The organism is Arsenicicoccus cauae, from assembly GCF_009707125.1.
In the GTDB taxonomy this organism is placed as follows: domain Bacteria; phylum Actinomycetota; class Actinomycetes; order Actinomycetales; family Dermatophilaceae; genus Arsenicicoccus; species Arsenicicoccus cauae.
In genome coordinates, this window is the sequence record NZ_WLVL01000023.1 from 145,372 (window position 1) to 167,122 (window position 21,751).

A 21,751-nucleotide genomic window follows, 5' to 3' on the forward strand; every position below is an offset into this window, starting at 1 on the left:
CGTGCAGGGTAACGACGAGGGGCACGAGGGCATCGCCGACGCGAGCTACGAGCCGCGGCCGGGCCTCACCCACAAGGACGCCGACTGGGCAGGGCTGCGAGTCCTGGTCGTCGGCCTCGGCCGCTCCGGCTTCGCCGCGGCCGACGCGCTGCGCGAGCGCCTCGCGGTGGTGACGGCATACAGCCCGGACGTGACCCCGCAGATCGAGGAGCACGCCCGCATCCTCGACATCCTCGGGGTCGACATCCGACTGGGGGACCAGGCGACCGACGAGATCCCCGAGGGAACCGAGCTGGTCGTGACCTCGCCGGGCGTGCCGCCCCACAACCCCCTCCTCGCACGCGCTGCGGAGGCCGGCATCCCCGTGTGGGGCGAGGTCGAGCTGGCCTGGCGCATGCGCCCCCGCGAGGGCGCGGCGCCCTGGCTCGTGGTCACCGGCACCAACGGCAAGACCACGACGGTCACGATGCTCGAGTCGATCCTGCGGCACTCGGGGGCCCGGGCGGTCGCCGCCGGCAACGTCGGGACGCCCATCATGGAGGTGATGCTCGACCCGACGCCGTACGACGTGATCGCGGTCGAGCTCAGCTCCTTCCAGCTGCACTGGCAGAGGTCACTGTCGCCGCTCGCGTCCGCGTGCCTCAACGTCGCCCCGGACCACCTCGACTGGCACGGCTCCTACGACGACTACCTTCGCGCCAAGGGCAGCGTCTACGACAACACTCAGGTGGCGTGCGTCTACAACGTGCAGGACCCGCAGACCGAGCTGCTGGTCATGGAGGCGGACGTCGTCGAGGGGTGCCGGGCCGTCGGCTTCACCATCGGGGTCCCCGCCCCCGGCATGGTCGGCCTGGTGGACGACGTCCTCGCGGACCGTGCCTTCGTGGAGCAGCGCCACTCCAGCGCCGCCGAGCTGGGCACCCTCGCCGACCTGCAGGGAGACGCCCCGGACGTGGCGCCGCACTACGTCGCCAACGCGCTGGCCGCCGCGGCCCTCGCACGGGCCTTCGGCGTCGGCCCGATGGCCGTGCGCGACGGGCTGCGGGCCTACCGTCCCGAGGCGCACCGCATCGCCGAGGTCGCCACGGTCGACGGAGTCCGCTACGTCGACGACTCCAAGGCCACCAACCCGCACGCCGCGTCGGCCTCGCTGGCCGCCTTCGGACGCGTCGTGTGGATCGCGGGCGGGCTGCTCAAGGGGGCCGACGTCGAGGAGCTGGTCCGGTCGCGCGCGGACCGGCTGGTGGGCGTCGTGCTCATGGGCCGCGACCGCGCCCGCATCGCGCAGGCCCTGGCTCGACACGCACCCGATGTGCCCGTGGTGGACGTGGACGGCACCGACACTGGTGCCATGGCGCGCGTCGTCCGCGAGGCCACCACCCTCGCCCAGCCGGGGGACGTGGTGCTCCTCGCTCCGGCAGCGGCCTCGATGGACATGTTCACCAACTACGGAGCCCGCGGCGACGCCTTCGCCGAGGCGGTGCGCCGGCTCGGAGGGAGCACCGTATGACGACCCGCCCCGGAGCCTCGCCGACGGGTGCGTCCCGCGCGCGACGCACGGGGCGCGAGACGCTGCCCGACCGGGTGGTGGACTTCCTCGACAGCATCGACACCCCGCTGACGACCTACTACCTGCTGGCGTCGGTGACCGCGGCGCTGACCATCGTCGGTCTGGTCATGTACCTCTCGGCCTCGAGCATCCGCAGCTACGACCTGTTCCTGCGCCAGCTCCTCTTCGCGGGCATCGGCCTGGTCCTGTGCGTCATCGCCTCCCGCCTGCCGGTCCGGCTGTGGAAGCGGCTGGCCTGGCCGGGGATCCTGCTGTCCGTCACCCTGCAGGCGCTGATCTTCGTCCCCGGTCTGGGCCAGGAGTTCCAGGGCAACCGCAACTGGATCCAGGTGGCCGGCGTGCAGCTGCAGCCCTCGGAGTTCGCCAAGATCGCCATCGTCGTCTTCGGCGCCGCGATCCTCGACCGCAAGAAGGAACGCCTCGCGGACTTCTGGCACGCGGTCATCCCGCTCGGCCCGGTCGCCGTCCTGCTCCTCGGCCTGCAGCTCGCCGGCAACGACCTGGGCACCGGCCTGGTGCTGCTCGCCATCGTGGCGGGCATGCTCTTCGCCGCGGGCGTGTCGGCCCGGTTCTTCGGCATCGCGGGGCTGCTGGGGGTGGCCGCCGTCGCCGTCATGACGTTCACCAGCCGCAACCGGCTCGGCCGCATCGACGCCTGGATCGGCGACGGGTGCGCCACCAACTTCGACCTGTGCCGCCAGGTCGTCAACGGCAAGTATGCCCTCGCCGAGGGGGGCTGGTGGGGCAAGGGGCTGGGGGAGAGCGCCGAGAAGTGGGGGTGGCTGTCAGAGTCCCGCAACGACTTCATCTTCGCCATCATCGGCGAGGAGCTCGGGCTGCCCGGCACCCTCACGGTCCTGCTGCTGCTCGCCCTGCTGGCCTACGCCTGCTACCGCCTGGTCTTCCGGTCGTCGGACTTCTTCGTCCGGATCGCCTCGGCCGGCGTCCTGGCCTGGTTGGTGGTGCAGGCCAGCATCAACATCGGCGCCGTCACCGGGCTCCTGCCCGTCATCGGCGTCCCCCTGCCGCTCATCTCCGGCGGCGGCACCGCCCTGATCTCCACCCTCACGGCGCTGGGCATGCTCATGGCCTTCGCGCGCGAGGAGCCCGGCGCCCGCGAGGCCCGCAGCCTGCGCCGGTCCCGGCCCGCCCGCGACGCACGACCTAGGATCGACCGATGACCTCGACCCCCTCGCCCCGTCACCGCGCGACGTCCGTCGTCCTCGCCGGCGGGGGCACGGCAGGGCACGTCTCGCCGCTGCTCGCTCTCGCCGACGAGCTCCGGAGACGCGACCCCGACGTCCGCATCACGGTCCTCGGGACGGCGACCGGGCTCGAGACGCGACTCGTCCCCCAGCGCGGCTACCCGCTGCGCACCATTCCCAAGGTCGCCTTCCCCCGCAGGCCATCGGCAGCGCTCCTGCGGCTGCCGCAGTCCCTCAAGGGGGCGGTCGACGCCGCCGGGTCGATCCTCGACGAGGTCGACGCGGACGTGGTCGTCGGGTTCGGGGGCTACGTGTCCACCCCCGCCTACCTCGCGGCCCGCCGCCGGGGTCTGCCCATCGTCGTCCACGAGCAGAACGTCCGCCCCGGCCTGGCCAACCGCCTCGGCGCCCGCCTCACCCGCTTCGTCGCGACGACCTTCGCCGCCACGAGGCTCGCGGGTGCCCGCCACCTCGGGATGCCGCTGCGCACCGAGATCTCCGGCCTCGACCGCGGCGCCCGGCGCGCCGAGGCCCTCGAGCACTTCGGGCTGGACGTCGGCGGCGGCCCAGTCCTGCTCGTGACGGGCGGCTCGAGCGGGGCCAAGCGCCTCAACGACACCTTCGCCGCGCGGGTGCGCGAGCTGTCCGACGCGGGGATCCAGGTCCTGCACGTCACCGGCGCCGGCAAGGCCTTCGAGCCCGTGCCCGTCGGCCACGGTGCGCCGTACGTCGTCCGCGAGTACTCCGACCGCATGGACCTGGCCTTCGCCGCCGCCGACCTGGTCGTCTCCCGGGCCGGGGCGGGGATGGTCTGCGAGCTGACGGCCGTGGGCCTGCCCGCGGTCTACGTCCCCCTGCCCATCGGCAACGGCGAGCAGCGGTTCAACGTAGCCGAGGTCGTGGCCGCCGGCGGCGGCCTGGTCGTGGACGACGCCGAGCTGCTCCCCGGCTGGGTCGACAGCGTCCTGGTGCCCCTGGTCCGGGACCGCGAGCGACTGGACCGTATGGCGGCCGCCGCCTCCCACGTCGGGACCCGCGACGGCGACCGCCGGCTCGCGGACCTGGTCGAGGAGGCCCTCGCCGCCACGTCGAGAGAGGGGCTGGTGAGTAGATGAGCGTCCACCAGGACCGGTTCGACTTCAGGGCCCCCGTCGTCCCGCTCTCCGAGCTGGGGCGGGTCCACGTCACCAACGTGGGCGGCGCGGGCATGTCGGCCGTGGCCCGGGTGCTGCTCGGCCGGGACGTCGTCGTCAGCGGTTCCGATCCCAAGGACCTGCCCGTCCTGGATGCCCTGCGCGAGGCCGGTGCGGACGTGCACGTCGGCGCCCGTCCGGAGTCGGTGGATCAGGTCGACACCGTCGTGGTCTCCTCGGCCACCCGCGAGACCGATCCCGAGCTGGCCCGGGCGCGCGCGCTGGGCAAGCGGGTGCTGCACCGGTCCCAGGCGCTGGCGAGCGCCGCCGACGCCCGTCGGGTGCTGGCCGTCGCCGGCGCCAACGGCAAGACCACGACGACGTCCATGCTCACCGCCCTGCTGCTCGACGCGGGCGCCGACCCGTCGTTCGCCATCGGGGGCGAGCTGGCCGGGCTGGGCACCAACGCGCACGCCGGCCGGGGAGAGGCCTTCGTGATCGAGGCCGACGAGTCGGACGGCTCCTTCCTCGTCTACCACCCCGAGGTCGCGATCGTGACCAACGTGCAGCCCGACCACCTCGACCACTACGGCACCTTCGAGGCCGTCCAGGACGCCTACCTCGCCTTCGCCGGCAGCATCCGTCCTGGTGGCCTGCTGGTGGCCTGCGCGGACGACGCGGGGTCCGCCGCGCTCGCCCGCCGCGCCTGCGCGAGCGGGGTGCGCGTGGTCACCTACGGCACGGGCTCCGCCGCCGACGTGCGGGTGCTCGGTCACGAGGTGGACGGCTTCCGCACCGTGGCCCGTGTCCTGGACGGGGACCACGAGGTGCGTCTGGGGATCGCCATACCGGGCTCGCACAACATCCTCAACGCCACCGCCGCGTATGCCGCGGCCCACCACGGTCTCGGTCTCGACCCCGACCTGGCCGCCCGGGGGCTGGGCGCCTACACCGGCACCCGGCGGCGGTTCGAGCTCAAGGGGGAGGCAGGCGGGGTCACCGTGGTGGACGACTACGCCCACAACCCGGGCAAGGTCGCGGCCGTCGTGGGCACCGCCGCGTCCCTCGTGCACCGGCCCTCGCGGCTCGTCGTGATCTTCCAGCCCCACCTCTACTCGCGCACGCGGGACTTCGCGGCCGAGCTGGCTGCGGGCCTGCGGGCGGCCGACGTCGTCATCGTGATGGACGTGTACGCCGCGCGGGAGGACCCGGTGGTCGGGGTGTCGGGCGCGCTCGTGGCCGATGCGGTGCGCGCGCTGGCGGCGACCGACGGCGGCCCCGCGTGCGAGGTGCACTACGTGCCGGGCTGGTCCGACGCCGCCCCGCTCGTGGCGGAACTCGCACGGCCCGGCGACCTGGTCCTGACGGTCGGCGCCGGCGACGTGACCCAGCTGGGCCCGCGGATCCTCGCGGCGCTGGGGGAGGGCGTCCGGTCGTGAGGTCCCGACGTCCCGGCCGCGGCGAGGGCGGGTCGACCCGGGCGCGGTTCGAGGACCGGGCACGCACCGCCCGGCGGCTGCGCTGGCGCCCGATCCTGCTCGCCGTCCTGGCGGCGGCCCTCGTGGGCGGCCTCGTCTACCTCGTGTGGTTCAGCCCGGTGCTGGCCGTTCGCTCCGTCGTCGTCGAGGGCGTGCAGGGGTCGCAGGCCGAGGCGGTCCGGCGGGCCGCCGACATCCCCCTCGGGGTGCCGCTCGCCCGGGTCGACCTGGCGGGGCCGGGGCAGCGCGTGACGCGATCCCCGCTCTACGCCTCGGTCGACGTGGCGCGCAAGTGGCCGAGCACCGTGCTCGTGCGCGTCGAGCCGCGCCGACCGGTCCTCGCGCTCGACCGCGGCGGCGACGTGCAGCTGGTCGACGCGTCGGGCGTCGCCTACCTCACCGCGCCCGAGGCGCCCAAGGGGGTGCCCGTCGTGACCAGTCAGGGCGCGGCGACCCCGGATGGGCTGACGACCGCCATCTCCGTGCTGTCCGCGCTCCCGCCGGAGCTGCGCTCCACCGTGTCCGCCGTGCGGCTCGAGGGGCCGAGCATGGTGACCTTCCAGGCGGGCAGGACCAAGGTCCTCTGGGGGGACAGCACTGAACCTCAGCTGAAGGTCAAGGTCCTGACCGCGCTGCTGAAGTCGGGTCCCGCCACGGTCAACGTGAGCGCGCCGCACGCACCGGCGACCACCTGACGCGCGGGACGCCGGCAGGAGCGCTCGTCGGCTGGTCCATGCGGGTAGCAACACGCCTGGTCGGAGGTTGCCCCGCGCCTCGAGCAGGACGTACCTTTCTCTCGACGTTCCATAACAGAACCATAACCTTGCACTCAACCTTTAGGGTTTAAGGGTTGGTTGCCCCCAGCAGGAGAGGCCCCACCGTGGCAGCACCACAGAACTACCTGGCCGTCATCAAGGTCGTCGGTATCGGCGGCGGCGGTGTCAACGCGATCAACCGCATGATCGAGGTCGGCCTCAAGGGGGTCGAGTTCATCGCGATCAACACCGACGCCCAGGCCCTCCTGATGAGCGACGCGGACGTCAAGCTCGACGTGGGGCGCGAGCTGACCCGCGGGCTGGGGGCCGGCGCCGACCCCGAGGTCGGCAAGAAGGCCGCCGAGGACCACGCGCAGGAGATCGAGGAGGTCCTGCAGGGGGCCGACATGGTCTTCGTCACCGCCGGCGAGGGCGGCGGCACCGGCACCGGCGGCGCCCCCGTCGTCGCCAAGATCGCCCGCGGTCTCGGCGCCCTGACCATCGGCGTCGTGACCCGCCCGTTCACCTTCGAGGGCCGCCGTCGCGCCAACCAGGCCGAGTCCGGCATCGGCAACCTCCGCGAGGAGGTCGACACCCTGATCGTCATCCCCAACGACCGCCTGCTGTCGATCAGTGACCGCAACGTCTCGATGCTCGACGCCTTCCGCAGCGCCGACCAGGTGCTGCTGTCGGGTGTGCAAGGCATCACCGACCTCATCACGACGCCGGGCCTGATCAACCTCGACTTCGCCGACGTCAAGTCCGTCATGCAGGGCGCCGGGTCGGCGCTCATGGGTATCGGCTCGGCCCGCGGCGAGGACCGGGCGGTGCAGGCCGCCGAGCTCGCCATCTCCTCCCCGCTGCTGGAGGCCAGCATCGACGGCGCCTACGGCGTCCTGCTGTCCATCCAGGGTGGCTCGGACCTCGGGCTCTTCGAGATCAACGAGGCGGCCCGCCTGGTGCAGGAGGCCGCGCACCCCGAGGCCAACATCATCTTCGGCTCGGTCATCGACGACGCCCTGGGCGACGAGGTCCGCGTGACCGTCATCGCCGCCGGCTTCGACGGCGGGGACCCGCAGCCCCGCCGCGAGGAGCCGCTCCCTCAGTCCCAGCCGCAGCGCCCGCTCCCTCAGTCCCAGCCGCAGCGTCCCGCCCAGCAGCAGCCCCAGCGACCGGTGCAGCAGCCGGTGCAGCAGCGTCCGGCACCGCAGCAGCCCCAGCAGCAGCAGCCCCAGCAGGCGCAGCAGCAGGGCCGGCCGCAGCAGCCGGCCCAGGGGGAGGGTCAGCCTCAGCCCGTGCAGCAGCAGGGCCAGCCGCAGCAGCAGGGCACCCCGGGTCAGGTTCGGCCCGCCGAGCAGGAGCAGCAGCAGTCGCAGCAGCGACCGCCGCGACAGGTGACCTTCGACGACGCGGCCGACCTCGACGTCCCGGACTTCCTCAAGTAGGTCGGTCGACCCTGCGGCGCGACGGTCTCCCGATCGGTCGACGAGCCGGCGCCGCGTGAGGCCCCCGCCACCGAGGCGGGGGCCTCACGCGCTACCGCCCCGATCGTGCGCCCTCGTGCCGTTACCCTCGTGGGGTGTTCGCCCACCAGCAGCAGGACGGGTCCGTGTGGCGGGCCTTCACCGACGCCCGCGGCGGCGTCAGCGACGCGCCCTACGGCGGCGGCCGGGGCGCTGCCGGTGGCCTCAACCTGGGGAGCCACGTCGGTGACGACCCCGCCGCCGTGGCCGCCAACCGTCGTCGGGTCGCCGAGGCGGCCGCCGTCGCCCCCGACGCGCTCGTGCTCGTCGACCAGGTGCACGGCGCCGACGTGGTCCAGGTCGACGGGCCGTGCCGCGGGCCGGCCGGCGTGGCCGACGCCATGGTCACGACGCGGACCGGGCTGGCGCTCGCCGTGCTCGTGGCCGACTGCACGCCGGTGCTCCTCGCCGACCCGGAGGCCGGGGTCCTCGGGGCGGCCCACGCAGGGCGCCCCGGGATGCTCGCCGGGGTCGTCCCCGCGACCGTGTCCGCCATGCGCGACCTCGGTGCCCGCGCGATCAGCGCCGTCGTGGGTCCCTCGGTGTGCGGCCGCTGCTACGAGGTGCCGGCCGACATGCAGCAGGCGGCAGGCAGGTCGGTCCCGGAGTGCCTGGCCCGCACCTGGGGCGGCACGCCCGCCATCGACGTCGCCACCGGTGTCGTCGCTCAGCTCGCCGACCTGGGGGTCGTGGTGACCTGGGTGCCCGGCTGCACCTACGAGGACGACCGCTTCTACTCCTACCGCCGGTCCGGCACCACGGGACGGTTCGGGGGAGTCGTGCTGCGGCGAGAGGTGGCGTGATGGGCGACGTCCGCACCGCGGACCTGGCCGAGTCCCTGGCCCGGGTCGAGGAGCGCATCGTCGCGGCCTGCGCCGCGTCGGGCCGGGACCGTGACGACGTCCACCTCGTCGTGGTCACCAAGTTCTTTCCCCTCGATGACGTGCGGCGGCTGATCGGTCTCGGGGTCACCGACGTAGGGGAGAACAAGGCGCAGGAGGCCGCGGCCAAGCTCGCCGGGCTCGATGACGACGAGCGCGACGCTCTCACCGTGCACTTCGTCGGGCAGCTGCAGATCAACAAGGCCCGCCAGGTGGCCTCCTGGGCCGACGTCGTCCACACCGTCGACCGGAGCCGTCTGGTCACCGCTCTCGACCGGGGCGCCGAGCAAGCGGGCCGCCACCTCGACGTGCTTCTGCAGGTGGATCTGGACGACCGCGTGGATCTGGCCGACGCCCCACGCTCCGGGCGACCCCGCGCGAGCGGGTCGCGCGGAGGTGCGCCGGCGGACGGCATACCGGCCCTGGCCGACGAGGTCGGGCGAGCGGCGCACCTGCACCTGCGTGGCGTGATGGCCGTCGCCCCCCTGAGCCGGTCCGCCGACGACGCCGGCCCCTCCTCGACCGCGGCGGTCGCCTTCGCCGAGCTGGCCCGGCTGGCCGACCAGGTGCGGTCCGCCCACCCCCGGGCGACCATGGTCTCGGCCGGCATGAGCGGCGACCTCGAGCAGGCGATCGCGCACGGCGCGACACACCTGCGTGTCGGCTCCGCAATCCTCGGACCACGACCGGCGCCCCGGTAGCGTTCGACGCGACGATGATCGACGACTGAGCAGGAGATGCGCGATGGCTGGGGCGCTGCGCAAGACCATGGTCTACCTAGGGCTGGCCGAGGACGACGAGTACGACACCTACGACCGCCAGGACGCCGGGGCGCGCGAGACGCGACACGCCGAGGCGCGCACGGCCGAGCCGTCGCGTCGCGAGCCGCACCTGGTCGAGGCCCGCTCCGAGGCGGGGGCCGAGGGCCACGCGGGAGCGACGTCGGTCCGCGAGGAGCACCGCGCCTCCGTCGCCCACCTGCCCCAGCGCACCCCTGTGGCGCGCGTCGTCCGCGACCCGGAGGTCGGCCCGATGAACCGCATCACGACGATCCACCCCCGCACCTACAACGAGGCCAAGACGATCGGCGAGTCCTTCCGCGAGGGCACCCCGGTCATCATGAACCTCGGCGACATGGCCGACGACGACGCCAAGCGCCTCGTCGACTTCGCCGCCGGGCTCGTCTTCGGGCTCAACGGGGCCATCGAGCGCGTCACGAGCAAGGTCTTCCTGCTCACGCCGCAGCACGTCGAGGTGTCCTCCGAGGAGTCCGAGGCGCCCCAGTCGACCCGCGGCTTCTTCAACCAGAGCTGATCGCACCGCCCGGCCCCAGCCGGGAGACGGCGCAGGTCCCCACGGGAACGCCGAGGGGACCTGCGCCGTTGTGCTGGAGGCAACCCGCACCCGACGACGACCGCCCGGTGACCCGGCCGGTGCAAAGGATCCTTGAGACATGAGCCTGCGTGGCCTGCTGCTGAACCTCCTGTGGCTCTACTGGCTGGTGCTGATGGCCCGGCTCGTCCTCAGCTATGTCGTGATGCTGGCCCGTGACTGGCGACCGCGCGGTGTGGTGCTGGTGCTGGTCGAAGGCGTGTACACCCTGACCGACCCGCCGCTGCGCGCGCTGCGCAAGGTCATCCGCCCGCTGCGGCTGGGAGGCATGGCGCTGGACCTGGCGTTCATGGTGCTGTTCCTCATCGTGATCGTCCTGATGCAGGTCGTGGCCAGGGTGTAGGTTTTCCGACGAATGGCCCCGGGACCCCGACGGTTCCGGGCCCGACCGCACGACGAACGAAGAGGTGGACTCATGGCGCTCACGCCTGATGACGTGCTCAAGAAGAGCTTCGGGGCGACCCAGTTCCGACGGGGCTACGACGAGCGCGAGGTCGACGACTTCCTGGACGAGGTGGTCAGCGAGCTGCGCGACCTGATCGCGGAGCGCGACGACTACAGGCGCAAGTACGAAGAGACCGCCCGCGGCAAGGGCCAGACGCCGGTGCCGGCCGCTGGTCGGGCGGCAACCGCCCCGTCCGCCGAGCTGGACAAGCTCCGGGCCGAGGTGGCAGCCGCCAACAAGCGCGCGGACGAGGCGACCCGCAGGTCCGCCACGGACGAGGGGGCCACCAGTGCGGCGGCCCGCACCGAGGTCACCCAGCTGCGCCAGCGTCTGCAGGCCGTCGAGAAGGACCTCGAGTCGACGCGCGCCGAGCTGACCAAGGCGCGCTCCGCGCAGGCGCAGCAGGCCAAGGCCGCCGAGAAGTCGGGCGACGCCGAAGAGGCCGCCGGCCTGATCGCCCTGGCCCAGCGGCTGCACGACGAGCACGTCGCCAAGGGCAAGGCGGAGCACGAGCGGCTCCTGACCGAGGCGCGGCAGCAGCGCGAGACGCTGATCGGCGAGGGCACTCGCAAGCGCGACGAGCTCGTCACGACGGCGCAGCGCCGGCACGACGAGCTCGTAGCCGAGGGGCAGGAGCGTCACAAGAAGCTCATCGCGGACGGCACCGCCCAGCACGAGACCATGGTGGGCGAGGCGACCCGGCAGCGGGAGGGCATCCTGTCCGGCATGGTGGCGGAGAAGGCCACGCTGGAGCAGGCGGTCGCCTCCCTGCAGGCCTACGAGGCCTCCTACCGCGAGAGCATCAAGACCTTCCTCAGGACTCAGCTGCAGGAGGTGGAGCAGGCACGCCTCGCCCCGCCGCAGCACCAGCAGCAGCACTGAGACATCGAGGCATGTCTGTCGTGCAGGGAGCCGACCGGCTACCCTGTGCAGACCTCGCGCGCCGTCGGCGTGTCGAGCCGGTCGGCGCCGGGGGGCGTCGACCTCACCACGAGCAAGTGAGGGCATCATGGCTGGCAAGTCCGAAGGGCAGTCGACGACCGCGACCTCGACCAAGGGCAGCGCTGACGACGGCACCTGGTCGACGGCCGAGGTGGCCGAGCTGCGGCAGACCCTGCAGGGTGAGATCGACCGGCTGACGCGCGAGCTCGCCGAGGCGCAGATCGACCTGGTCGACCTGGTGCAGGACACCCAGGACATCGTGGGCGACGACCAGGCCGACGTGGGGTCCAAGGCGATCGAGCGCGAGCACGAGGCCGCGATGGCGGCCAACACCCGTGACGTCCTGGCGCAGTACCAGCACGCGCTGGAGCGGGTCGACGCCGACCTGCAGGGCGTGTGCGAGAGCTGCGGAGGGGTCATCCCCAAGCTGAGGGTCCAGGCCTTCCCCCGCGCCACGCTGTGCGTGGCGTGCAAGTCCGCGCAGAAGCGGTGACCTCACCCGTCGACGACGACGCACGCGACGCCGGGGCGACCCGAGCGTCGCGGCGTCGCGTCTGGCCCCTCCTGGTCCTGCTCGCGGTCGTGACCTTCGCGGCCGACCAGGCCAGCAAGGTCTGGGCCCTGGACGCCCTCGTGCCGGGGGCTCCACGAGACCTGGTCGGCTCGGTCCTGCGGCTCAACCTCATCTTCAACTCCGGCGCCGCGTTCTCGCTGGGCGCCGGCACGACCTGGCTGCTCACCGTCGTCGCCGTGGTCATCGGGGTGCTCGTCGCCTGGCACGCCCGCCGCATCGTCAGCGTCCCGTGGGCCGTCGCCGGCGGGCTGGTGATGGGGGGCCTGCTCGGCAACCTCTACGACCGGCTGTTCCGGCCGCCCTCCTTCGGGCAGGGTCATGTCGTGGACTTCCTCGACTACAGCGGGTTCTTCATCGGCAATGTCGCCGACATCGCGATCGTCTGCGCGGCGATCCTCGTGGCGCTGCTGTCCTTCGTCGGGATCTCCTACGACGGCACCCGGGCCCCCGACCATGCCCCCTCCGAGGAGGACACCCATGCCTGACGTCCGGATGCTTCCCGTCCCCGACGGCCTGGAGGGCGAGCGGGTCGACGCCGCCGTCTCCAGGCTCTTCGGGGTGTCCCGCACCAAGGCGGCCGAGCTCGCCGCGGACGGCCACATCCAGCTCGACGGCAGGGGCGCCGGCAAGTCCGACCGGGTCACGGCCGGCGCCTGGCTCGAGGCCACCCTGCCCGACCCCGTGCTCGACGACGCGCCGGCCGTCGTCCCGCGCGAGGTGCCGGGCCTCGCGATCGTGCACGACGACACCGAGATCGTCGTCGTGGACAAGCCCGCTGGCTGCGCCGCCCACCCGAGCGTCGGCTGGGACGGGCCGGACGTCGTGTCCGGGCTCGCCGCCGAGGGCTACCGCATCTCCACCTCCGGCGCGGCCGAGCGCCAGGGCATCGTCCAGCGCCTCGATGTCGGCACCACCGGTCTGATGGTGGTGGCCAAGTCCGAGCGGGCCTACTCCGTGCTCAAGCAGGCGTTCCGCGACCGGACCGTCTCCAAGACCTATCACGCGGTGGTGCAGGGACTGCCGGACCCCATGGTGGGCACCATCGAGGCGCCGATCGGGCGGCACCCCAACCACGACTGGAAGTTCGCCGTCCGCCAGGAGGGGCGCCACTCCGTCACGCACTACGAGGTGCTCGAGGCGATGCGGCACGCGTCGCTGCTGGAGATCCACCTCGAGACCGGCCGCACCCACCAGATCCGGGTCCACTTCAGCGCCCTGCGGCACCCCTGCGTCGGCGACCCGCTGTATGGCGCCGACCCCGTTCTCGCGCGGCGGGTCGGGCTCGACCGGCAGTGGCTGCATGCCCGCGAGCTGGGGTTCACCCACCCCGGCAGCGGGGAGTGGGTGACCTACGAGAGCCCCTACCCGGCGGACCTGCAGCGGTCGCTGGACCTGCTCCGCGAGGGGTGACCGAGGCGCCTGGCGGCGACCCGTCGAGGCGCCGGGACGGCATACGGGATGTCCGGGAGGGGTCTGTCGGACCGCGGGCATAGACTGCCGCCGATGTCCTCGCCAGCAGCCTCCAGCAAGTCCTTCGTGCACCTGCACAACCACACCGAGTACTCCATGCTCGACGGTGCCGCCCGCATCGACGACCTCTTCGCCCGGTCCGCCGAGATGGGGATGCCGGCGGTCGCGACCACCGACCACGGCTTCATCTTCGGGGCCTACGAGTTCTGGAAGAAGTCGACCCGGCACGGGGTCAAGCCGATCGTCGGGATCGAGGCCTACCTCACGCCGGGGACGCACCGCACCGACAAGACGCGGGTGAGATTCGGCGACGGCGGTCGCGACGACGTCTCGGGCTCCGGCGCCTACACCCACATGACGATGTGGGCGCGCAACAACGAGGGCATGCACAACCTCTTCCGGCTGTGCTCGCTGGCCAGCCTCGAGGGCTACTACTTCAAGCCGCGCATGGACCGCGAGCTGCTCCAGACCTATGGCAAGGGCCTGATCGCCACCACCGGCTGCCCCTCGGGCGAGGTCCAGACCCGGCTGCGCCTCGGGCAGTACGCCGAGGCCCGCCAGGCGGCCAGCGACTACCGCGACATCTTCGGCGCCGAGAACTTCTTCTGCGAGCTGATGGACCACGGCCTGGACATCGAGCGGCGTGTCCACAAGGACCTGCTGCGCCTGGCCAAGGAGCTCGACCTGCCGCTGGTCGCCACCAACGACCTTCACTACACCGACGCCGCGGACGCCAAGGCCCACGCCGCCCTGCTGTGCGTGCAGTCCGGCTCGACGCTGATGGACCCCAACCGGTTCAAGTTCGACGCCGACGACTTCTACCTCAAGAGCCCCGAGGAGATGCGCCACCTGTGGCGCGAGCTGCCCCAGGCGTGCGACAACACCCTGCTCATCGCCGACATGTGCGACATCTCGTTCAGCGAGGGCGAGGGGCAGTACATGCCCCGCTTCCCCTGCCCCGAGGGCGAGGACGAGACCAGCTGGTTCGTCAAGGAGGTCGAGCGCGGCCTGCACGCCCGCTTCCCCGAGGGCATCCCGGACTACGCCCGCAAGCAGGCGGCCTTCGAGACCGAGGTCATCGTCGGCAAGGGCTACCCCGGCTACTTCCTCGTCGTCGCCGACTTCATCAACTGGGCCAAGGAGAACGGCATCCGGGTGGGCCCGGGCCGTGGCTCCGGTGCCGGCTCGATGTGCGCCTATGCCATGCGCATCACCGACCTGGACCCCGTGCCGCACGGTCTGATCTTCGAGCGCTTCCTCAACCCCGAGCGCCAGTCCATGCCCGACTTCGACGTCGACTTCGACGAGCGCCGCCGCGGCGAGGTCATCAAGTACGTCACGGACAAGTACGGCGAGGAGCGCGTCGCCCAGATCGTCACCTACGGCACGATCAAGGCCAAGCAGGCCGTCAAGGACGCCGGACGCGTGCTCGGCCACCCCTTCGCCGTCGGCGAGAAGCTCACCAAGGCCATGCCGCCGGACGTCATGGGCAAGGGCATCCCGCTGTCGGGGATCTTCGACCCCGCGCACAAGCGGTATGCCGAGGCCGCGGACTTCCGCGCGATGCACGACTCCGACCCCGTGGCCCAGGAGGTCGTGGCCACGGCGCGCGGCCTCGAGGGGCTGAAGCGCCAGTGGGGCGTGCACGCCGCCGGCGTCATCATGTCCAGCGAGCCGCTGATCGACCTCATCCCGATCATGCGCCGCGAGGCCGACGGGCAGATCATCACGCAGTTCGACTACCCGAGCTGCGAGACGCTCGGCCTGGTCAAGATGGACTTCCTCGGCCTGCGCAACCTGACGATCCTCGACGACGCCATCAAGAACGTCGAGATGAACCGCGGGGAGACCATCGACCTGGACGCCCTGTCCAAGGACATGACCGACCCGGCGACCTATGACCTGCTGGCCCGCGGCGACACCCTCGGCGTCTTCCAGCTCGACGGCGGCGGCATGCGCTCGCTGCTGCGGCTGATGCAGCCGGACAACTTCGAGGACATCTCCGCGGCCCTCGCGCTCTACCGCCCCGGCCCGATGGGCGCCAACGCGCACACCAACTTCGCGCTGCGCAAGAACGGCAAGCAGGAGGTGGACTACATCCACCCCGAGCTGACCGAGGCGCTCGAGCCGATCCTGTCCATGACCTACGGCCTGATCATCTATCAGGAGCAGGTCATGGAGATCGCGCAGAAGCTCGCGGGCTACACCCTCGGCAACGCCGACCTGCTGCGTCGCGCCATGGGCAAGAAGAAGAAGGAGGTGCTGGACGCCGAGTACGCCAACTTCGAGAAGGGCATGCTCGACAACGGCTACTCCAAGGATGCCGTCGAGAAGCTCTGGAGCATCCTGCTGCCCTTCTCGGACTATGCCTTCAACAAGGCCCACACCGCGGCGTACGGCGTCGTGTCCTACTGGACGGGCTACCTCAAGGCCAACTACCGCGCCGAGTACATGGCCGCGCTGCTCACGAGCGTGCGCGACGACAAGGACAAGTCCGCGCTCTACCTCAACGAGTGCCGCCACATGGGCATCAAGGTGCTCCCGCCCGACGTCAATGACTCGATCGGCTTCTTCGCCGCCGTCGGCGAGGACATCCGCTTCGGCCTGGAGGCGGTCCGCAACGTCGGCGCCAACGTCGTGGTCGAGATCATCAAGGCCCGCGAGGACAAGGGCGCCTTCACCTCGTTCAAGGACTTCCTGCACAAGGTGCCGGCGGTCGTGTGCAACAAGCGCACCATCGAGTCCCTGGTCAAGGCCGGTGCGTTCGACTCCCTCGGGGAGTCCCGCCGCGGCCTCGCCGAGGTGCACGAGCCGTATGTCGAGGCCCTGGTGGACGTCAAGCGCCGCGAGGCGGCCGGCCAGGACTCGTTGTTCGCGGCGTTCGCGATGGCGCACGACGACGACGCGGGTGGCGCCGACGCGTTCGCCGGCATGCCGCCGGTCCCGACGCACTCGTGGGACAAGCAGGTCACGCTTCAGTACGAGCGCGAGATGCTCGGGCTCTACGTCTCCGACCACCCGCTCTTCGGCATCGAGCACATCCTGCACCAGGCGGCGGACACGTCCATCGCGTCGCTGAACGCCGAGGACGGCAAGCCGGACGGGGCGACCGTGACGATCGCGGGCCTGATCACCGGGCTGCAGCTGAAGCGCACCAAGAAGGGCGACCTGTGGGCCATCGCCACGGTCGAGGACCTCGACGGCGCGGTGGAGTGCCTGTTCTTCCCCTCCACCTACATGACCGTCGCCACGATGCTGTCCCCGGACACCGTCGTGGTCGTGCGCGGCCGGGTCAACAAGCGCGACGAGACGACTTCCGTCTACGCCCAGGACCTCACGCTGCCCGACCTGCACGAGGGGCCACGTGGACCGGTCGTGCTCAACCTGCCCATGACGCGCGCGACGAACGGCATGGCCGAGGCGCTCAAGGACGTCCTGCTCAACCACCCCGGCACCACGGAGGTTCACGTCAAGCTCACCCAGCCGGGCCGGTCCGTGCTGATGCGGCTGGAGGACAACTTCCGGGTGGACGCGACGTCGGCGCTGTTCGGCGACCTCAAGGCCCTGCTCGGCCCGGCCTGCCTGACGGGCTGAGCCGGTGCGCGGCGAGATCGTCCGCGCACCAGGGTGTCCGTCCGGTCAGTCGTCGCGCAGCAGCACCCGGTGCAGCAGGTCGTCGTGCGACCCGTCGTCGCGGGCGCAGGATTCCGGCTCGCGGCGGCGCCCGTGTCATAGGGTCGCGGGACGGTCGTCCACCGCAGGCTCTCGGGGTCGGTGCACTGCTCGACGATCGCCGGGACGTCGGCCTCGGTGTGGGCCCGCAGCAGCACCACGCCGTCGGTCAACTCGGTCACGGTCATGCCCCATTCCTATCGGCTACCGTGCGCAGGTGACCACTGCCTCCCCCGAGCCCCCCGTCGCGCGTCGCGTCGAGACCATCCGCGAGCACCACGGCGATCGCGTGGTCGACCACTACGAGTGGTTGCGCGACAAGACGTCCCCCGAGGTGCTCGCCCACCTCGAGGCGGAGAACGCCTACACCGAGGCGATGACCGCCCACCTCGCGCCGCTGACCGAGCAGGTCTACGACGAGATCCGCACCCGCACGCAGGAGACGGACCTCAGCGTCCCCTCGGCCTACCGCGGCTGGTGGTACTACTCGCGCATCACCGCCGGGGAGCAGTACGGCCGCGAGTGCCGGGTGCCGGTGCGGCCCGGCGAGCAGCCGCCCGCGCTCACCGACGGCGCCCCGCCCGTGGGGGAGCAGGTCCTGCTCGACGCCGAGGCGCTCGCGGCGGATGCGGACTTCTTCGCCGTCGGGTCCAGCGAGATCAGCCACGACGGCACCTGCTACGCCTACGCCGTCGACACGGCCGGCGACGAGATCTACGACCTGGTCGTCACGCGGGTGGGCGATGACCCCACCCGCACCGGCCCGGTGGGCGAGGTGATTGACGACGCGGTCCGCAAGGTGGGCTACGGCCTGGCCTTCTCCCGCGACGGGAGGCACATCTTCTACTCCCGCAACGACGACGCGTGGCGTCAGTTCCAGGTCTGGCGGCATGAGATCGGCACTCCCGCGGAGCAGGACGTGCTCGTCCACGAGGAGACCGACGAGCGCTTCTGGGTGGGTGTCGGGTCCAGCCGCGACGACGCGTGGATCATCGTCGCAGCCGGCTCCAAGGACACCTCGGAGACCTGGCTGCTACCGGCCGACGACCCCTGCGGCGAGCCGCGCTGCGTGGCGCCGCGCCGCGAGGGCGTCGAGTACGACGCCGAGCCCGCCGGCGACCGGCTGCTGATCACCCACAACGCCACCCACCAGGACTTCGAGCTGGCCCAGGCTCCCCTGGGCAGCACCTCGGCGGACGACTGGCAGAGCCTGTATGCCGCTGCGCCGGGCGAGCGCGTCGTGGGGGTCGACGCGTTCGAGGCGCACGTGGTCGTCTCCTTGCGACGTGACGGCCTGACCGCGCTCGCCGTCATGGACCGGACCGGCGACCCGGTCGGGCCGGACGGCAGCGGGTTCGGGCCGATGCGGCCGATCGGCCTGGACGAGGAGCTCGGCACCATCGGCGTGGGCGACACCCCGGACTACGGATCGCACGTGCTGCGGATCGGGTTCACATCGCTGGTGACGCCGCGCAGCGTCTACGACGTGGACCTCGTCACCGGCGATCGCACCCTGCTACGGCAGACGCCCGTGCTCGGCGGGGTCGACCTCGGTGACTACGTCCAGCACCGGGAGTGGGCGACGGCGGCCGACGGCACGCGCATCCCGATCTCGGTGGTGCACCGCAAGGACGTGGTCGCCGACGGCACGGCCCCCGGTCTGATCTACGGCTACGGGTCCTACGAGGCGAGCATGGACCCGTGGTTCTCGGTGGCGAGACTGTCGCTGCTGGACCGTGGCTTCGTGTGGGCGCTGGCGCACGTGCGCGGCGGCGGCGAGATGGGCCGCCAGTGGTATCTCCAGGGTCGGAGGCTGCACAAGCGCAACACCTTCACGGACTTCGTGGCGTGCGCCGAGCATCTGGTCGACACCGGCTGGGTGGCGTCGGATCGGCTGGTCGCCGAGGGCGGTTCGGCGGGCGGGCTGCTCATGGGGGCGGTCGCCAACCTCGCCCCCGAGCGGTTCCGGGCGATCCACGCGCAGGTGCCGTTCGTCGACGCGCTGACGACGATCCTGGACCCGAGCCTGCCGCTGACCGTGGGGGAGTGGGAGGAGTGGGGCAACCCCCTCGCCGACCCCGAGGTCTACGCCTACATGAAGGGCTACTCGCCCTACGACAACGTCGCGGCGCGCCCCTACCCGGCGATCCTGGCGACGACCTCGCTCAACGACAGCCGGGTCTACTACGTCGAGCCCGCGAAGTGGGTGGCGCGGCTGCGCGAGCGCGCGACCAACGACCTGGCGACGCGGCCCATCCTGCTCAAGACCGAGATGGTGGCCGGGCACGGGGGCGTCAGCGGGCGCTACCACGCCTGGCGCCAGGCGGCCTTCGAGTACGCGTGGCTCATCGATCAGGCGGGAGCGTCGGCATGACCGAGCGGATCACCAAGGACACGCAGCTGTGCATGTCGCTGTCGGCGCGACCGTCCAACATCGGCACACGATTTCACAACTACCTCTATCGCGAGCTGGGCCTGGACTACGTCTACAAGGCGTTCACGACCTCGGACATCACGGCGGCGATCGGTGGCGTGCGCGCCCTCGGGATCCGCGGCTGCGCGATCTCGATGCCGTGGAAGGAGGAGGTCATACCTCTGGTCGACCAGATGACCGAGTCCGCGGCGGCGATCGAGTCGGTCAACACGATCGTCAACGACGACGGCCGCCTCGTCGCCTACAACACCGACTACCTCGCGATCCGCAACCTCCTTGCGTCCCACGGGGTCTCGCCGTCGGACGACTTTGCCGTCCTCGGCTCGGGCGGTATGGCGAAAGCCGCGGTCGCCGCCCTGACCGATGCGGGCTTCACCCACGGCCACGTGGTGGCGCGCAACTCCCAGAGCGGACCTGCCCTCGCCGCGAAGTACGGCCACCGCTGGGCGGACTCACTGGGTGACCTGCGACCGGCGTTGATCCTCAACGCGACTCCAATCGGTATGGCGGGCGGGCCCCAGGCCGACGAGGTGCCGGTGCCACCGGCCGCCGTGGAGGCGGCACGGACGGTGTTCGACGTGGTGGCCTTCCCCGCCGAGACCCCGCTGATCCGCCTGGCGCGTGAGCTGGACCGGCGCGTCATCACCGGAGCCGAGGTGATCGCCTTGCAGGCGGCCGAGCAGTTCGTGCTCTATACCGGGGTGCGTCCGAGCGACGAGCAGGTCGCCCGGGCGTCCGCCTACTCGCGCGAGACCCCCTAGTCGACACGACTCAGTAGGGGGTTCGTTGAGGGTGCGGACCAGCTCGGCGGTCGACCGAGCGTCGTCGGCGGTGCCCTCGACGTGGTCTGACCGACCGCTCGCAGCTCGTCCGGGGTCACGCCGTCATCGTGCCTCGACGTCCGAGCAGGAGCCGGGTCAAGAAACGTGCCCGGAACCCCCCGCTCCCTAGCCGCGTCTCAGGTTTAAGTGATATCAAAAAGATGTCACACGACGAACGCCCAGGGGGAGACCATGAGCACGCAGCAGACGCACGACGAGACCATCGACCCGCAGGCCGCGCCACCCTCGGCCCGGCCTGTCGGTCACCAGGGCACGCGCGTCGACGTCAGCGAGCGGCCGGCCTTCGCGGTCGACGGTTTCCTGGCGCTGGGCCTGTCGCTGCTGCTGTTCGTCGGCGGCGTCTGGCTGATCGTCAGCGGCGCCCTCGCGGCCAACGAGACGGGCCAGCCGCCCATCGGCCGTTTCGTCGGCGGCGCCGTCGTCATCCTCCTCGCCGCCGTCGTGGCCAGCGCCGTCGTCATCATCCAGCCCGGCCAGACCAAGGTCATCCAGTTCTTCGGACGGTATGTCGGGACGGCTCGTCGCACGGGCCTGACGATGGTCATGCCGTTCACGTCCAAGCGCGGGGTCTCCGTGCGCGTCAACAACTTCGAGACCAACGTCCTCAAGGTCAACGACGCCGACGGCAACCCGGTCGAGATCGCCGCCATCGTCGTCTGGCAGGTCGTCGACACGGCCCGCGCGAGCTTCTCGGTCGAGCACTACGAGAACTTCGTGCGCGCCCAGTCCGAGTCCGCGCTGCGCCACGTCGCGATCTCCCACCCCTACGACAGCGACCGCGAGGACGTCGAGTCGCTGCGCGGGTCCACCGACGTCGTGTCCGGCGAGCTGGCCCGCGAGGTCGCCGAGCGCGTCGTCGTCGCCGGTGTCGAGGTCGTCGAGGTGCGCATCTCCCACCTCGCCTACGCCCCCGAGATCGCCCAGGCGATGCTGCAGCGCCAGCAGGCCTCGGCCATCGTCGCGGCCCGGTCTCGGATCGTCGAGGGCGCCGTCGGCATGGTCGACATGGCCCTCGCCAGGCTGGAGGAGCAGGACATCGTGGCCCTGGACGACGAGCGCAAGGCCGCCATGGTGTCCAACCTGCTCGTCGTGCTGTGCGGCGAGTCCAAGGCCACCCCGATCGTCAACACGGGATCGCTCTACCAGTGACCCCTCCACGGGAGCGTCGCGGCGGGGCCGAGCGCAGGCAGATGCTGCTGCGCCTCGACCCCGCCGTCCACGACGCCCTCACCCGCTGGGCCGGGGACGAGCTGCGCAGCGTCAACGCCCAGGTCGAGATGGTCCTGCGCGACGCCCTCAAGAGAGCGGGCCGTATGCCGAAGGACGCGGGGCCGCTGCCTCGGCGCGGACGTCCCCCTGCCGGCGACGACGCGGGCTTGCGTGAGGGCCGAGGCCGGCACGTATGACGCGCTGTCGGCCGACCCACCGGCGGGCG

The 21,751-nt window shown here is 71.9% G+C and carries 19 protein-coding genes; all 19 read left to right on the plus strand.

From position 1 onward, the window contains the following. The first annotated feature begins 1 nt into the window (after position 1). The 19 genes from murD (at position 2) to GGG17_RS07080 (ending at position 21,722) form a co-directional block, all read left to right on the plus strand. Positions 2 to 1,510, plus strand: a complete 1,509-nt coding sequence (murD, locus tag GGG17_RS06990; protein WP_375804507.1) for a UDP-N-acetylmuramoyl-L-alanine--D-glutamate ligase — start codon at positions 2 to 4, stop codon at positions 1,508 to 1,510. Further along, positions 1,507 to 2,751, plus strand: a complete 1,245-nt coding sequence (locus GGG17_RS06995; RefSeq protein ID WP_154593028.1) for a peptidoglycan glycosyltransferase FtsW — start codon at positions 1,507 to 1,509, stop codon at positions 2,749 to 2,751. The genes murD and GGG17_RS06995 overlap by 4 nt, the downstream gene beginning before the upstream one ends. Continuing rightward, positions 2,748 to 3,890: an undecaprenyldiphospho-muramoylpentapeptide beta-N-acetylglucosaminyltransferase gene (gene murG, locus GGG17_RS07000; protein ID WP_154593029.1), complete on the plus strand. Its 1,143-nt coding sequence runs from the start codon at positions 2,748 to 2,750 to the stop codon at positions 3,888 to 3,890. The genes GGG17_RS06995 and murG overlap by 4 nt, the downstream gene beginning before the upstream one ends. Beyond that, a complete protein-coding gene (murC, locus tag GGG17_RS07005; protein WP_154593030.1) occupies positions 3,887 to 5,347 on the plus strand; it encodes a UDP-N-acetylmuramate--L-alanine ligase in 1,461 nt (486 codons plus the stop codon). Before murG ends, murC begins: the two co-directional genes overlap by 4 nt. Beyond that, entirely contained in the window at positions 5,344 to 6,081 is a 738-nt protein-coding gene (locus GGG17_RS07010) for a cell division protein FtsQ/DivIB (protein ID WP_195849149.1), read from the plus strand. The genes murC and GGG17_RS07010 overlap by 4 nt, the downstream gene beginning before the upstream one ends. A 185-nt stretch (positions 6,082 to 6,266) precedes the next feature. Beyond that, the gene (gene ftsZ / locus GGG17_RS07015; RefSeq protein WP_311966489.1) at positions 6,267 to 7,586 is read left to right on the plus strand and encodes a cell division protein FtsZ; all 1,320 of its coding nucleotides are present in this window, start codon (positions 6,267 to 6,269) and stop codon (positions 7,584 to 7,586) included. A 134-nt stretch (positions 7,587 to 7,720) separates the two neighbouring features. Then, positions 7,721 to 8,467, plus strand: coding sequence for a peptidoglycan editing factor PgeF (gene pgeF, locus GGG17_RS07020; RefSeq protein ID WP_311966490.1), 747 nt, complete (start codon positions 7,721 to 7,723; stop codon positions 8,465 to 8,467). Beyond that, positions 8,467 to 9,246, plus strand: coding sequence for a YggS family pyridoxal phosphate-dependent enzyme (locus GGG17_RS07025; RefSeq protein ID WP_154593033.1), 780 nt, complete (start codon positions 8,467 to 8,469; stop codon positions 9,244 to 9,246). The genes pgeF and GGG17_RS07025 overlap by 1 nt, the downstream gene beginning before the upstream one ends. A 43-nt stretch (positions 9,247 to 9,289) precedes the next feature. Beyond that, a complete protein-coding gene (locus GGG17_RS07030) occupies positions 9,290 to 9,859 on the plus strand; it encodes a cell division protein SepF (RefSeq protein ID WP_154593034.1) in 570 nt (189 codons plus the stop codon). 139 nt (positions 9,860 to 9,998) lie between these two features. Further along, positions 9,999 to 10,280, plus strand: coding sequence for a YggT family protein (locus tag GGG17_RS07035; protein WP_154593035.1), 282 nt, complete (start codon positions 9,999 to 10,001; stop codon positions 10,278 to 10,280). A 72-nt stretch (positions 10,281 to 10,352) separates the two neighbouring features. Further along, complete coding sequence (locus tag GGG17_RS07040) at positions 10,353 to 11,264, plus strand: DivIVA domain-containing protein (RefSeq protein ID WP_195849150.1); 912 nt, start codon at positions 10,353 to 10,355, stop codon at positions 11,262 to 11,264. 127 nt (positions 11,265 to 11,391) lie between these two features. After that, the gene (locus GGG17_RS07045; protein WP_154593037.1) at positions 11,392 to 11,817 is read left to right on the plus strand and encodes a TraR/DksA family transcriptional regulator; all 426 of its coding nucleotides are present in this window, start codon (positions 11,392 to 11,394) and stop codon (positions 11,815 to 11,817) included. Then, positions 11,814 to 12,383, plus strand: a complete 570-nt coding sequence (lspA, locus tag GGG17_RS07050) for a signal peptidase II (protein ID WP_288799054.1) — start codon at positions 11,814 to 11,816, stop codon at positions 12,381 to 12,383. The genes GGG17_RS07045 and lspA overlap by 4 nt, the downstream gene beginning before the upstream one ends. Next, positions 12,376 to 13,308 (plus strand): RluA family pseudouridine synthase, encoded by a 933-nt coding sequence (locus GGG17_RS07055; protein WP_154593038.1) that lies wholly within the window; start codon positions 12,376 to 12,378, stop codon positions 13,306 to 13,308. Before lspA ends, GGG17_RS07055 begins: the two co-directional genes overlap by 8 nt. 93 nt (positions 13,309 to 13,401) lie before the next feature. Continuing rightward, complete coding sequence (gene dnaE, locus GGG17_RS07060; protein WP_154593039.1) at positions 13,402 to 16,962, plus strand: DNA polymerase III subunit alpha; 3,561 nt, start codon at positions 13,402 to 13,404, stop codon at positions 16,960 to 16,962. A gap of 295 nt (positions 16,963 to 17,257) precedes the next feature. Next, positions 17,258 to 19,414: a S9 family peptidase gene (locus tag GGG17_RS07065; protein ID WP_311966491.1), complete on the plus strand. Its 2,157-nt coding sequence runs from the start codon at positions 17,258 to 17,260 to the stop codon at positions 19,412 to 19,414. Further along, positions 19,411 to 20,235 carry a shikimate 5-dehydrogenase gene (locus GGG17_RS07070; RefSeq protein WP_154593040.1) on the plus strand — a complete coding sequence of 275 codons (825 nt, stop codon included), beginning with the start codon at positions 19,411 to 19,413 and terminating at the stop codon, positions 20,233 to 20,235. The genes GGG17_RS07065 and GGG17_RS07070 overlap by 4 nt, the downstream gene beginning before the upstream one ends. 252 nt (positions 20,236 to 20,487) lie before the next feature. Further along, positions 20,488 to 21,465, plus strand: coding sequence for an SPFH domain-containing protein (locus GGG17_RS07075; protein WP_154593041.1), 978 nt, complete (start codon positions 20,488 to 20,490; stop codon positions 21,463 to 21,465). Beyond that, the gene (locus tag GGG17_RS07080; RefSeq protein WP_311966492.1) at positions 21,462 to 21,722 is read left to right on the plus strand and encodes a type II toxin-antitoxin system antitoxin; all 261 of its coding nucleotides are present in this window, start codon (positions 21,462 to 21,464) and stop codon (positions 21,720 to 21,722) included. Before GGG17_RS07075 ends, GGG17_RS07080 begins: the two co-directional genes overlap by 4 nt. Positions 21,723 to 21,751: the final 29 nt, after the last annotated feature.